We start from the raw sequence: 13,580 nt of genomic DNA on the forward strand, positions 1-13,580 counted from the left end.
GGTGTGAGGTCCCTCGGACTCCCCTGGGGAAGCTCTTTCCAGCCTCCCAGGAACCTCGGCTACCGACATACTGGGTGGCGGACATGCGGAAAGACGGTCATGTCGAGGAGTTGACGTGTTGAACTGGTTGCTGAACCTGCGCATCGATAAGCCAGAGTTTCTCATCGTGCTCGGGTCCATCACCGCAGCGCTCCTGCTGATCGTGCTCGTGCGCGGCGGGGGAGTGCGGCGCATTGTGGTGCCCGTCCTGAGCGGCCTGGTCGGCCTCGGAGTCGGATTCGGCACGAGCTGGCTGCTCGGCGATCAGTTGAACCTGTTCGGCATCTCGTTGACGCCGACGACGCGTTGGTGGACCGCCGCCGCGTTCGCGGGCGTGTTCTTCGCGGTCGCGAGCCTGTGGAAGGCGTCCTGGTGGCGTCGGACCATCGCGATCATCGTCATCCCGCTCGTGGTGATCGTCGGCGCAGCAGGGGTCAACCAGGACTTCGGTGAATTCCGCACCGTCCGCGATGCCCTCGGCATCAGCCCGTACCGTGAACTGGACGCCTCGACGCTGTCACCGGTGACGACCGCGACGGTCGCCTCATGGGAGAAGCCGGCCGACCTGCCGAAGAGCGGGGAGATCCGCTGGGTCGACATCCCGGCGACGTCCTCGCACTTCGCCGCGCGCCACGCACTCGTCTACCTGCCTCCGGCCGCACTCGTCTCCTCGCCTCCGAAGCTTCCGGTCATCGAGATGATGAGCGGGCAGCCCGGACAACCCTCCGACCTGTTCCAGTCCGGCCAGATCGACACCGTCCTCAACGAGTACGCGGCCAGCCACAACGGGATCGCGCCCATCGTCGTCATCCCGGATCAGCTCGGCGCCGCCGATCACAATCCGATGTGCGTCGACGGCCCGCTCGGGAACGTCGCCACGTACATGACCGTCGACGTGCCCAACTGGATCACGAAGAACCTGCCCGTCTCCACGGACCGCAAGGACTGGTTCATCGCCGGCTTCTCCGAGGGTGGCACGTGCGCCATGCAGTTCGGCGCGGGGTTCCCCGATCTCTTCGGCGGCATCCTCGACATCTCCGGCGAGGTCGTCCCCACGATCGGCCCGACAACCGTCGAGAAGGGCTTCAAGGGAGATGCAGCGGCCTACGCTGCGGCAGCGCCCATCGCGATCATGAAGGCCAAGGGCCCCTACGCCGACACCGACGCCATCTTCGGCGTCGGCCAGGACGATCAGCGCTACGGTCCGCGGATCCGCGAGATGCACGATGCTGCGGACGCTGCCGGGATGCGCACAACGATGATCGTGTCGCCCGGCACGGCTCACGACTGGCACACGGTGCACCGGGTATTCTCCGAAGCGCTGCCGTTGATGGCCGTACGGATGGGATTGACGTCATGACCGAGGTGCCGACACCGAGCGCGCCCGGTGCGCCCGACGAGACGCACAGGCCGACCGTGCCAGCCGCGAAGAAGCCGGCGGCTCCCGCGGTGAAGACGTCCACGACGCCACTGCTGCGCGTGATCCGAGACACGGTCAGGACCTCATGGGTGACCATCGTGTACACCGTGATCGTCATCATCGGCACGATCCTGCTGACCCCGGTGCACTCGACGCCGGGGCACCCCGCGCACGCCTCATGGCAGTCCGAACTGCACCGTCTGCTCGGCACCGGCTACTCGGAGGCCGTTGTGGCCGGCCGGTGGTGGACGCCGTTGACCGCCGTCCTGGCTGCGGACTCCGTGGCATCGCTCGTCCTGTTCCTGCTCGTCGGGGTTCCGGCCCTCGTCTACGCCGAGCGGCGTCTGGGAGCCGCCCGGACCGTGCTCGCGATGGTCGTGACCGCCGGTGTCGGCACCTGGATCGGCCTCGGGCTGCAGGCGTTCGGCGACTCGCGCGGCGAGCTGTGGTCCGCGCACGTCGCGACCTTCGTCGTCTTCGACCCGGTGACGGCTGCGCTCGGGGCGCTCGTCACCGCGAGCGCGTTCTCCGGTCCGCTCTGGCGCAGACGGATCCGCCTGATCAGCCTCCTCGGCACCTTGATGTTCGTGTTGTACTCCGGCCTGCCGCAGGACCTGTACCGCATCCTGGCGGTCGGCATCGGCGTTGCGCTCGGCGAGCTCCTCGCCAGGCGGCGCATCATCCGCAAGCGGCAGCGCAGCTCCCACCACGAGATCAGGGTGCTGCTCGCGTCCGCGGTCGCGATGCTCGGCATCGGTCCGCTCATCACGATCCTCTCCTCGCGCCACCTCGGTCCGCTCGCACCAATCGCGCTCCTGCTGCAGGACAACGTGCCGGACGCGAACGGCGCCGTGGACCAGTGCCGCTTCAACGGCAACTCGATGCAGTGCATCCACGACCTGACACTCCTGCGGATCGACGGGCCCGGTTCCATCCTGCTGTCCCTCGTCCCGATGGTCGCCATGCTGCTCGCCGCACGAGGGCTCGTCCGAGGACGGCGATTCGCCGTCTGGTTCGCGGCGATCCTCCTCTCGGTGTTCGCGTTCGCCGGCGTCGTCTCGTTCGGCTTCGGCGTCGCGGCCAAGCCGGACGGCACCCACCTGCACGCCGTCGAGGTCGCCGTGGCCCTGTGGGCGTCCGTCCTCGTCCCGCTCACCGTCGCGGTCCTGCTCATCGTCTTCCGTCGAAGCTTCCGCGTGAGGTCCACGAGGCAGAGCATCGTCGGCTACCTCTCGATCGTTGTGCTGTCCTGGTTCGTCCTCGCGACGGTGTTCGTCGTCGGATCGTCCATCTACAGCAACCAGCTCTCGCCGAGGCCTGACCTCTGGACGATCATCCTGAGCGCTCCGGAGCGATTCATCCCTGTCTCCTATCTGCGCCACTTCGTGCCCGGATTCCTGCCGATCGACGAGCAGGCCGGCGCGCTGTACCACGCCGTCGGCCCCATCTGGTGGTCGATCGTGCTGCTCGGCACGATCTGGCCGCTGCGCAGCGTGCTCGACGAACTCCACGGCGCCGACGTCAAGCGCGTCGGCCAGCTCCTCGCCCAGGGCGGGGACTCGATCTCCCACATGAACACCTGGCAGGGCAACCGCTACTGGTTCGACCAGGCGGCCGATGCCGGCATCGGGTATCGCGTCATCTCCGGCGTCGCCGTGACGACGGGGGAGCCCTTCGGCGCGGACCGCCACGACCCGGAGGTCGTCAGACGGTTCGCGGCGTTCTGCGACGACAACGGCTGGACGCCCGCGTTCTACAGTGTCGGAGCCGACTACGGCCGGGTGTTCCACGAGATGGGGTGGCGATCGCTGCAGGTCGCCCAGGAGACCGTCCTGCATCCCGTCACCTGGAGCACGACCGGGAAGAAGTGGCAGGACATCCGCTCCTCGATCAACCGCGCGGACCGTGCCGGGATGCAGACGATCTGGAGCTCCTACGGCGCGTTGAGCGTCGGTGTGGCCAGGCAGATCACCGAGATCTCCGAAGAGTGGGTCGCTGACAAGGAACTGCCGGAGATGGGCTTCACCCTCGGTGGCCTCGAAGAGCTCAAGGCGCCGGAGGTCAGGCTCCTGATCGCGGTCGACGGTGACGGCGTCGTCCACGCCGTCACGAGCTGGTTGCCGGTGTACGGCGACGGGGCAGTCGTGTCCTGGACGCTGGACTTCATGCGCCGCCGCTCGGACAGCATGAACGGCGTGATGGAGTACCTCATCGCCGAGGCCGCCCTGCGGTTCCAGGCCGACGGCATCCAGGAGATGAGCCTGTCGGCTGCGCCGCTCGCGCAGCTCGGCGGTTCGGATCCGGCGGACGACGGTGTCATCGAACGACTGCTCCGCTACCTCGGAGACGCCCTCGAACCGGTGTACGGCTTCCGTTCCCTGCTCGCCTTCAAGAACAAGTTCCAGCCGGAGGAGCGGGTGCTCCTGCTCTGCTACGCGGATCCCATCGCCCTGCCGCAGATCGGGCTGGCCGTCGCCAGGGCGTACCTGCCTGACATGTCGGTGCGCGACGCGGCCGCGCTCGTCAGGCAGTAGCGCAGTGGTCGCGTAGCCACGATCCACACGGCCGCCGCCACACGGAACTGACGATGGTGGTACAGTGAAAACGTGTTCGGTCTGCTTCTCCTTAGCTGCCGCGACGAGTCCTAGTTCCAGGCCTCCCTCGTCGCGGAGTTCGTCGTCGGCTGCAGACATCCACGAGGAGAACCACACATCATGAAGAACGCACAAACCGCATCGGCCATGCCGATCCACCGCTACCGCTCGTACCAGGAGCAGTTCAGCGTCTCGCTGCCAGACCGCACATGGCCGGACAAGCAGATCACCGTCGCGCCCCGCTGGTGCGCCGTCGACCTGCGTGACGGCAACCAGGCGCTCATCGACCCGATGAGCCCCGAACGCAAGCGCATCATGTTCGACCTGCTGGTCAAGATGGGTTACAAGGAGATCGAGGTCGGGTTCCCGTCCGCGAGTCAGACGGACTTCGACTTCGTCCGCAGCCTCATCGAAGACGGCGCGATCCCGGACGACGTCACCATCCAGGTGCTGACGCAGGCGCGAGACCACCTGATCGAGCGCACCTACGAGTCGCTGCACGGCGCCAAACAGGCCATCGTGCACCTCTACAACTCGACGAGCATCCTGCAGCGCGACGTCGTGTTCCGCTCCGACAAGCAGGGCATCATCGACCTGGCCCTCCACGGTGCGCGCAAGTGCCGCTCGATGGAATCCACGGTCCCCGGGACCGAGATCTACTACGAGTACTCGCCGGAGAGCTACACGGGCACGGAGCTCGAGTTCGCCGTCGACATCTGCAACCAGGTCGTCGAGGTCCTCGAAGCGACGCCTGAGCGCAAGGTCATCATCAACCTCCCGTCGACCGTGGAGATGGCGACGCCCAACGTCTACGCGGACTCGATCGAGTGGATGAGCCGCAACCTCGCCAACCGCGAGAACATCATCATCTCGCTGCACCCGCACAACGACCGCGGGACCGCGATCGCCGCGGCAGAGCTCGGCTACCTGGCCGGCGCGGACCGCATCGAGGGATGCCTGTTCGGCAACGGCGAGCGGACGGGCAACGTCGACCTCGTCGCACTGGGCATCAACATGTTCACGCAGGGCGTCGACCCGCAGATCGACTTCAGCGACATCGACGAGGTCAAGCGCACTGCCGAGTACTGCAACCAGCTGCCGGTGCCGGAGCGCAGTCCGTGGGCCGGAGACCTGGTCTTCACCGCGTTCAGCGGTTCCCACCAGGACGCCATCAAGAAGGGCTTCGAGGCGATGGCGGTCACCGCCGCAGCGCAGGGCACCACGGTCGACGCGCTCGAATGGGCCGTCCCGTACCTGCCGGTCGACCCGCAGGACCTCGGCCGCAGCTACGAGGCCGTTATCCGCGTCAACTCGCAGTCCGGCAAGGGTGGCGTCGCCTACCTGCTGAAGACCGACCACGCGCTCGACCTGCCGCGCAAACTGCAGATCGAGTTCTCCGGAGTCGTCCAGACGAAGACGGACGCTGAGGGCGGAGAGGTCACCAGCGCCCAGATCTGGGACATCTTCCAGGACGAGTACCTGCCCGCGGCTGCCGACGATGCGAAGTGGGGCAGGTTCGAATTGCAGTCCACCCGCACGTCGAGCGACCTCGGCGGCAGCGTCGAGCTCGAGGTCACCCTGCGTGACGGCGAGCAGGTCGAGGACTGCACGGCGACGGGCAACGGTCCGATCGCGGCCTTCCTCAACATGCTCGCGGCCCGCGGCATCGAGGTGACGCTGTACGACTACGTCGAGCACGCGCTCAGTGCCGGCGGAGACGCCCAGGCCGCCTCCTACGTCGAACTGAATGTCCTCGGACACCGCCTGTGGGGCGTCGGGATCGACGCGGACATCGCGACCGCGTCGCTCAAGGCCGTCGTCTCTGCCGTGAACCGCGCCGTGCGCGCGACTGTCGCAGAGCGCGAACTCCAGGCCATCTAGACCGGAGCGGCGTGCCGGTGACGGCCGTCGTCTCCGCAAGCGCCGAGCGTGGGCACCACACCGCTCGCGTCGCGCTTCGTGTGCGGGAGCACGCCTCGACCAGGCGACTCCCGCACACGTTCTGCCCTCCGGTGGCCGGGTCCGATACATCCACAGGATGATCTTCGTCGGCAATCGGGATGGGATCCCGCCCCGAGCAGACGTCATCGGCCGGTGACGCCGTAGCGTAGAGGGATGTTCCGTCCGCTCCGCACCGGCCAGCTCGTCGTCGACATCGTGTTGCCGACCGTGCTGTTCTTCGTCGCGCTCTCGGTCTACATCGACCGGTCGACCGTGCTCATCTTCGTCCTGTTCGGCATGTGCACCGCGCTCGTGTTCCGGCGGTTGTCGCCTGGCATCGCGCTCGCCATCGCCTGGGTCACGGCCATCGTGCAGATGGCGCTCGGCGGAGCGCCGGACCCCTCCAACTTCGCCATCCTCGCCATCCTGTACTCGGCGGCCGTCTACGGCGGCAACATCGTGCGCTGGGTCGCCTTCGGGTCCGCATTCGCCGGGGCAGCGCTCGTGGCGCTCTACACGACGATCCTGCCCATCAGCATCCCTGGGCTCGCCTCGCGGATCGGTCTGTGGGAATCGAGGACCATGGAACCGCTGGCGGTCGCCACGATCGCTGCGAGCGTGTTCTTCTCCTTCCTCGCGATGTTCGCACTCGCGTGGACGGCGGGAGTCCTCGTCCGCACGTGGCGTCGGGGACGCGAGAGCCGGGCAGCGCAGCTGCGGGCGGAACGCGACGTCGTCGTCGAGCAGGAGCGGAACCGCATCGCCCGCGACATGCACGACGTCGTCGCGCACTCCCTCGCCGTGGTGATCGCCCAGGCGGACGGTGCGCGGTATGCGCTCGCCTCGGATCCTGGCTCCGCGGACGCCGCGCTGCGCACGATCGCCGGGATCTCACGCGAGGCACTCGCGGACGTTCGCGTCCTGCTGGGGCAGTTGCGGTATCAGGAGCAGGCCGGGCCTCAGCCGATGATGGCCGACCTCGTACGGTTGTACGACCAGGTCCGCGGTGCCGGCGTCGAGGTGGACGTCCGGACCGTCGGCACGGAAGCGGTCATGCCGACCGGTGCTCAGCTCGCGGTGTACCGCATCGTCCAGGAGGCGTTGACGAACGCGCTCCGGCACGGCGATCGCGGTTCGGCCATCGAGGTCCACTTCGACTGGACCGGGCCGCAGTTGCAGCTCTGGGTCGTGAACTCCTACGATCCGATGGCGGCGAAGCCCGGCCTCAGTCACGGCCTCGCCGGGATGAACGAGCGGGCGTCGCTCGTCGGAGGCCGGTTCGCCGCCGGTCCGAGCGACGGCCGGTTCGTCGCGTACGCCGCCATCCCACGCACCTTCGAAGGAGTTCCAGCATGAGCGAGACGATCAGGGTCGCCCTCGTCGACGACCAAGCCCTGTTCCGCGGCGGCATCACGATGCTCGTCTCCTCACAGCCCGACCTCGAGGTGTGCGGGGAGGCGTCCAACGGCGCCGAAGCCATCCAGCTCGCGGCGGCAACCGACCCGGACGTCATCCTGATGGACATCCGCATGCCGGTGCTCGACGGCATCGAGGCGACCAAGGCGATCCTGGCGGCAGCGGAACGCCGCGGCGGGAAGATCCCGCGGGTGCTCGTCCTGACCACGTTCGACCTCGACGAAGCGGCTGCGACCGCCATCCGCAGCGGAGCGAGCGGTTTTGTGCTGAAGGACGCCGAGCCGGAGTTCCTGCTCGCCGCCATCCGCACCGTCCACGCCGGCAACGCCGTCATTGCGGCCTCCGCCACCCGAGAGCTGTTCGCGCACTTCGACTCGCGTCCGGCCGCCCCCGTCGCACCGGCGCGATTCTCCGAGCTGACCTCCCGGGAGCGGGAGATCTTCCTCCTCGCGGCAAGGGGACTCAGCAACTCGGAGATCGCCGCGCAGGAATTCCTGAGCGAGGCGACGGTCAAGACGCACATCTCTCGCATCTTCGGGAAGCTCGAGGTGAGAGACCGGGTGCAGCTGGTCGTGTTCGCCTTCGAGCACGGACTCGTCTGACGCCGGTGGAGATCATCCCGGCGATGTAGGGCGGATCGATCCAGCGCCGGATGCTGCATCTGTCGGGCATCCGTAGCGTCGAAGTATGGACATTTCAGCGAATTCCGACCTCGTCGCGCAGGTCGAACACCTCAGCAAACGCTACGGGACGGCGGACAACCCCGTGACCGCGCTCGATGACGTCAGCCTCGGGTTCCGGCGGGGCGAGTTCACCGCCGTGATGGGGCCGTCCGGCTCCGGCAAGTCGACGCTGATGCACATCATGGCCGGGCTCGACCAGGCGTCCGGCGGGCGCGTCCGTCTCGGGGAGACCGACATCACCTCCCTCGACGACGACGCGCTCACGATCCTCCGGCGTCGCCGGGTCGGCTTCATCTTCCAGTCGTTCAACCTCGTGCCGACACTCAGTCTGCAGGCGAACATCACGCTCCCGTTCGAGCTGGACGGACGGCAGCCGAGCGCGACGGAACAGGCCTGGATCGACGAGCTCATCACGACCCTCGGTCTCGGATCGAGGCTCGCGCACCGGCCGCATGAACTCTCGGGCGGTCAGCAGCAGCGGGTCGCCATCGCGCGTGCACTCGCAACGAGGCCGGACCTCGTGTTCGCGGACGAGCCGACGGGCAACCTCGACTCGAGGACGGGGCGGAACGTGCTCGCGCTCCTGGCTGCGGCGAGCACGCAGTACGGGCAGAGCATCGCGATGGTGACCCATGATCCGATCGCCGCGAGCTACGCCGACCGGATCATCTTCCTGGCCGACGGCAAGGTGGCGCTCGATCGCGGTCGATCCACACCGGAGGAGATCTCCGCGTACATGCTCGGCATGGAGCGTGCGGCGTGAAGACGTTCACCGCTGCCGATCACCGATCGAGCCTCCTCGTCGCCACCCTGAGCAGCGCATTCGGGGTCGTGCTGCTGCTCGTGACGGCGTGCATCGACGCGATCATCAGGCACGACGACGTCACGGGGTCGAGCGGCACGGTCTCGGTCATGCTGATGCTCGCAGCCGGGATCTTCGTGTCCATCGCCGTGTACGTGAGCGCCATCGTCACGGCGAACACCTTCGCGACGATCGTCGCCGGGCGGACGCGGACGATCGCGCTGCTGCGGCTCATCGGCTCCAGTGCACGGGCGCAGCGCAGGGCGTTCGCCTCGGAGGGGCTTGCGGTGGGGCTGATCGGGGGCGTCGCGGGCCTTGCGGTCGGGGTGCTGCTGGCGTTCGGGTTCGTCCGTGTCGGCATCGCCATCGGAACGTTGCCGGCGATCGAATACCCGGTCATCACACCGTCGGTCGCCCTGCCGGTCATCGCCGTTGTGCTCACCACCTGGCTCGCGTCCTGGATCGGCGCACGACGGGTGCTGACGGTCAGCCCCATGCAGGCGATCAGCGGCGCCCAGGAACTCAGCTCGGAGGAGTCCTCCGCAAGGCCCGGTCGCAACGCGACCGCGATCACGCTGTTCGCCGTCGGGATCCTCCTGCTGATGGCGGGCGTCGGCGTCGGGCTCGTCTCCCTGCTCGGCGTGCTCATCGGCATCGTCGGCGGCATCGTCTCGTTCTCCGGCCTCATCCTCGGGGCGCACCTCGTGATGCCGCCGGCGCTGCGGCTCGTCGGGCGCCTGTTCGGGTCGAGCGCTCCGGCCCGGCTGGCCGCTGAGAACGCCGTGCGGTATCCGGAACGGAGTTCGCGGACGACGATCGGCCTGGTGATCGGCATCACCCTCATCACGATGTTCGCCGTTGCCGCTGCGAGCTTCCAGCAGTTCATGGCCGAGGCGCAGGCCGCTCAGCCGGAGGTCTACGAGGGCACGGAAACGGTTGTGAACGTCACCGTCGGCGTGTTCTCAGCTCTCATCGGCCTGAGCGCACTCATCGCCGCGGTCGGGATGGTCAACAATCTGTCGCTCAGCGTGCTGCAGCGGACGAGGGAACTCGGCCTGCTCCGTGCGCTCGGGTTCTCCGCCGCGCAGATCCGTCGGATGATCCTCGTGGAGAGCGCCCAATTGACCACCGCCTCCGTGCTGGTGGGTCTGGTCCTCGGGGCCTGCTACGGATGGGCGGGTGCGCAATCGATGTTCGGGTCGGTCACGGGCCACCCCGGCCTCATCGTGCCGGCCGTGCCGTGGGTCGTGGTCGGTGTCATCGTGGTGCTCGCGGCGGTGCTCACCGCGGCCGCCGCAGTCGCGCCGTCCCGACGTGCGACGCGCATCGCCCCGGTCGCCGCCCTCGCCGTCGACTGAGCCGAGCGTTCCGCGCCCAGCGCCGCACAAGGTGAACCGCGCAGCAGGAGGACGTTCCGTGAGGAACGGACCTTCTGCGGGGCGGTTCACCTCGTCCCAGGCGTCGCGCATCAGCCCAGCAGGTGCCAATTAGCGGGGTGTGCGCCGCCAGGTCCGCCAGCGGCCGATCTGCCGTTGCTCGGGCAGCGTCCATCCGAACCGCACCGCGAGGAGCCGGATGAGCGTCGTCAGGGCGACGCAGACGATCGCGGCGACCGTGATCGGCACACCGAGGCTCCACAGGACCACGAGCGCAACGGTCCCGGCGCCGGCGGCCACCGCGTAGAGCGACCCGACGTGCATCAGCGCGACCGGGACGCCGAGCATCACGTCCCGGAGCACGGAGCCGCCGACGGCTGAGACGACGCCGACGAAGATGGACGGGATGATCGGCAGCCCGATCGCGAGCGCTTTCGTCGAACCGATCGCGCCGAACATGCCGATCGTCAGGGCATCCAGCGCGATGATCACGGGGCCGAGCTTCGTGATGACGCTCAGGAGGAACATCCCGAGCAGTGCGGCGCCGGACGCGACGGGCAGGTACCAGTCGCTCTGCAGCGATGCCGGCACCTGGCTCAGCAGGATGTCGCGGATGAGACCGCCGCCGAGACCGACGACCACCCCGATGATCGCGACGCCCAACCAGTCGAGCTGCCTGTCCCGGAACCGGGCTGCGAACATCGCACCTTGGACCGCGCCGATCGCGACGGCCGTGAGGTCGGTCCAGAGCGGGACCACGAACAACACCTCGGTCATGCGGCTCCCTCCACGGCCAGACGAGACGCACGACGTCGGCGCTGTCACGACTCTCACAGTGTCACGGCACACGGATCGACGTCCACGCGGGATAATCGATGTGTGCCGGTATATCGAGACGAAGTCGTGGTGCTCCGCACCCACAAGCTCGGTGAGGCCGACCGCATCGTCACCATGCTCTCACGGAGCCACGGCAAGATCCGTGCGGTCGCGAAGGGTGTCAGACGGACCGGATCGAAGTTCGGTTCGCGCCTCGAACCGTTTATGGTCGCGGACGTGCAGTTCTACGAGGGTCGAACTCTCGACACCATCACCCAGGCGGAGACGCTCGGGTCGTACGGCGCCGAGATCAGCGCGGACTACGCCTGCTACACGGCTGCGAACGCCATGGTCGAAACGGCCGACCGCCTCACGGAGTCCGAGGGGTCGCTGCAGCAATACCTGCTGCTCGTCGGCGCGCTCCGGTCGCTCTCGCGCCACGAGCACGCGCCACGACTGACCCTCGACTCCTATCTGTTGCGCGCGCTGTCCCTTGCCGGTTGGGCGCCGAGCTTCGGCTCATGCTCGAGGTGCGGGCAAGAGGGCGACTTCTCGCACGTCGTTGTGCAACTCGGCGGCGTCGTCTGCGACGACTGTGCTCCGCCTGGCAGCCCACGGCTCGACGACGGCACCCTCGGACTCCTCGGCTCGCTGCTCTCCGGCGACTGGGACGACGTCGCACTCGCCGACGAAGCGACGGCTGCACGGGCGAGCGGATTCACCGCCGCGTACGTGCAATGGCATCTGGACCGCGGGCTCCGTTCGCTCGCGCATCTCGAACAGGATCGGATCACCGGGTGACTCCCAAACCGTTTACCCACCGCAAGGCCGAGCCGTATCGGCCACTCGACTGGACGGGTCTGTACCCGCCGAAGTTCGCGAAGGGGGAGGTGCCCGGCCACGTCGCGATCGTGATGGACGGCAACGGCCGATGGGCCAACCGCCAGGGCCTCACGCGGGTCGAAGGCCACAAGCACGGAGAGCTCGCGCTCCTCGATGTCGTCGCGGGCGCCGTGCAGGCCGGCGTCAAGTACCTCTCGGTGTACGCGTTCTCCACCGAGAACTGGAAGCGGTCGCCTGACGAGGTGCGTTTCCTCATGGGCTTCAACCGGGACGTGCTGCACCGCCGGCGTGACCAGCTGAACGAGTGGGGCGTCCGCATCCGCTGGTCAGGACGCCGTCCGAAACTCTGGGGCTCGGTCATCAAGGAACTGCAGATCGCCGAGGAGCTCACGAAGGACAACGATCGGCTCGTCCTCACGATGTGCGTCAACTACGGCGGCCGGAACGAGATCACCGATGCAATGCGGTCCATCGCCGAGGAGGTGCAGGCCGGCCGGCTGAAGCCGTCGGCGATCACCGAGCGCACGATCCGCAACCACCTGTACATCCCGGACGTCCCCGACGTCGACCTGTTCATGCGCAGCTCGGGGGAGCAGCGGACGAGCAACTTCCAGCTGTGGCAGTCCGCGTACGCCGAGATGGTCTTCCTCGACACGCTGTGGCCGGACTTCACGCGTGAGCACCTGTGGGAGGGCATCGAACGGTACGCGGGCCGCAACCGTCGATTCGGTGGCGCGCTCGACGCACCGAAACCCGCAGCGGCGGGGAATGCCCACGAGGGCTGATGGGTTGCGACTGACATGAGTGAACCGATCAAGATCGACGTCTGGTCCGACATCGCCTGCCCCTGGTGCTACATCGGGAAGCGCAAGTTCGAAGCCGGGGCGTCCACCTTCGCCCAGGCCGGTGAAGGCCGGGACGTCGTCGTGGAGTACCACAGCTACGAACTCGCGCCGGATACCCCGGTCGACTTCGACGGGAGCGAGATCGACTTCCTCGTGAAGCACAAGGGCATGCCGTCCGGTCAGGTGCAGCAGATGCTCGACCGTGTCGGGGGCATCGCCGCCGACGCCGGACTGCGCTACGACTTCGACATCCTGCAGCACACCAACACGGTCAAGGCGCATGAGCTCCTGCACTTCGCCAAGCGCGAGGGCAAGCAGCTCGAGATGACCGAGCGACTCCTCAAGGCGTACTTCACCGAGGGGAAGCACGTCGGGCGGATCGGCGACCTGGCGGACCTCGCAGCAGAGGTCGGCCTCGACCGTGACGCCGTGGTCGCCTCCCTCGAATCGAACGAGTTTCTGGCGGACGTGCGTGAGGACCAGTCGCTCGCACAGAGCTACGGCATCCAGGGCGTCCCGTTCTTCGTGATCGACGGCGCCTATGGCGTCTCCGGGGCGCAGGAGGCCACCACCTTCGCCCAGGTGCTCGAACAGGTCTGGACCGACCGCAGCGCCGCCGGAGACGAGACGGTCGCCGATGAGGTCACGGCGTGAGCGACACGAAGCCTGTGGTCAAGCCGCTGCTGGGTCTGCTCGGTGATCCGGGCGCGGCGGCGTGCGAGGGCGATGCCTGCCTGATCCCCGGGGCGGAGTCCGTCCCGCCCGTCGAGAACTCCTAGACCCATCGCACGATCACTGACTCGGA

At 67.8% G+C, this 13,580-nt stretch carries 12 protein-coding genes; 11 read left to right on the forward strand and 1 reads right to left on the reverse strand.

Annotated features, from left to right (window positions below; genetic code table 11):
* The first annotated feature begins 115 nt into the window (after nucleotides 1-115).
* The 7 genes from ACL9RL_RS14940 to ACL9RL_RS14970 all read left to right on the forward strand — a co-directional run bounded on the left by ACL9RL_RS14940 (nucleotide 116) and on the right by ACL9RL_RS14970 (nucleotide 10,253).
* A complete protein-coding gene (locus tag ACL9RL_RS14940) occupies nucleotides 116-1,399 on the forward strand; it encodes an alpha/beta hydrolase (RefSeq protein WP_422781064.1) in 1,284 nt (427 codons plus the stop codon).
* Nucleotides 1,396-3,993 carry a bifunctional lysylphosphatidylglycerol flippase/synthetase MprF gene (locus ACL9RL_RS14945; protein WP_422781065.1) on the forward strand — a complete coding sequence of 866 codons (2,598 nt, stop codon included), beginning with the start codon at nucleotides 1,396-1,398 and terminating at the stop codon, nucleotides 3,991-3,993. Before ACL9RL_RS14940 ends, ACL9RL_RS14945 begins: the two co-directional genes overlap by 4 nt.
* Nucleotides 3,994-4,173: 180 nt before the next feature.
* Nucleotides 4,174-5,934, forward strand: coding sequence for a 2-isopropylmalate synthase (gene leuA, locus ACL9RL_RS14950; protein WP_422781066.1), 1,761 nt, complete (start codon nucleotides 4,174-4,176; stop codon nucleotides 5,932-5,934).
* 234 nt (nucleotides 5,935-6,168) lie between these two features.
* Complete coding sequence (locus tag ACL9RL_RS14955; RefSeq protein ID WP_422781067.1) at nucleotides 6,169-7,350, forward strand: sensor histidine kinase; 1,182 nt, start codon at nucleotides 6,169-6,171, stop codon at nucleotides 7,348-7,350.
* Nucleotides 7,347-8,012, forward strand: coding sequence for a response regulator (locus ACL9RL_RS14960; RefSeq protein ID WP_422781068.1), 666 nt, complete (start codon nucleotides 7,347-7,349; stop codon nucleotides 8,010-8,012). The genes ACL9RL_RS14955 and ACL9RL_RS14960 overlap by 4 nt, the downstream gene beginning before the upstream one ends.
* Nucleotides 8,013-8,097: 85 nt before the next feature.
* Nucleotides 8,098-8,856, forward strand: coding sequence for an ABC transporter ATP-binding protein (locus ACL9RL_RS14965; protein ID WP_422781069.1), 759 nt, complete (start codon nucleotides 8,098-8,100; stop codon nucleotides 8,854-8,856).
* Nucleotides 8,853-10,253, forward strand: coding sequence for an FtsX-like permease family protein (locus ACL9RL_RS14970; protein ID WP_422781070.1), 1,401 nt, complete (start codon nucleotides 8,853-8,855; stop codon nucleotides 10,251-10,253). Before ACL9RL_RS14965 ends, ACL9RL_RS14970 begins: the two co-directional genes overlap by 4 nt.
* A gap of 129 nt (nucleotides 10,254-10,382) precedes the next feature.
* On the opposite strand, the gene ACL9RL_RS14975 is transcribed toward ACL9RL_RS14970, so the two are convergent.
* Nucleotides 10,383-11,048: a trimeric intracellular cation channel family protein gene (locus tag ACL9RL_RS14975; protein ID WP_422781071.1), complete on the reverse strand. Its 666-nt coding sequence runs from the start codon at nucleotides 11,046-11,048 to the stop codon at nucleotides 10,383-10,385.
* Between the two features lie 102 nt (nucleotides 11,049-11,150).
* Between ACL9RL_RS14975 and recO the strand changes: the two genes are divergently transcribed.
* From recO to ACL9RL_RS14995, 4 genes are read left to right on the forward strand one after another with little or no spacing between them, the layout of a single operon-like run.
* On the forward strand, nucleotides 11,151-11,888 hold the full coding sequence (gene recO, locus ACL9RL_RS14980; RefSeq protein ID WP_422781072.1) for a DNA repair protein RecO: 738 nt from the start codon (nucleotides 11,151-11,153) through the stop codon (nucleotides 11,886-11,888).
* Nucleotides 11,885-12,715 (forward strand): isoprenyl transferase, encoded by an 831-nt coding sequence (locus ACL9RL_RS14985; RefSeq protein ID WP_422781073.1) that lies wholly within the window; start codon nucleotides 11,885-11,887, stop codon nucleotides 12,713-12,715. The genes recO and ACL9RL_RS14985 overlap by 4 nt, the downstream gene beginning before the upstream one ends.
* 15 nt (nucleotides 12,716-12,730) lie before the next feature.
* Nucleotides 12,731-13,429, forward strand: a complete 699-nt coding sequence (locus tag ACL9RL_RS14990; RefSeq protein WP_422781074.1) for a DsbA family oxidoreductase — start codon at nucleotides 12,731-12,733, stop codon at nucleotides 13,427-13,429.
* Nucleotides 13,426-13,554, forward strand: a complete 129-nt coding sequence (locus ACL9RL_RS14995; RefSeq protein ID WP_422781075.1) for a hypothetical protein — start codon at nucleotides 13,426-13,428, stop codon at nucleotides 13,552-13,554. The genes ACL9RL_RS14990 and ACL9RL_RS14995 overlap by 4 nt, the downstream gene beginning before the upstream one ends.
* Nucleotides 13,555-13,580: the final 26 nt, after the last annotated feature.

Source organism: Plantibacter sp. Mn2098 (genome assembly GCF_049319745.1).
GTDB lineage: Bacteria > Actinomycetota > Actinomycetes > Actinomycetales > Microbacteriaceae > Plantibacter.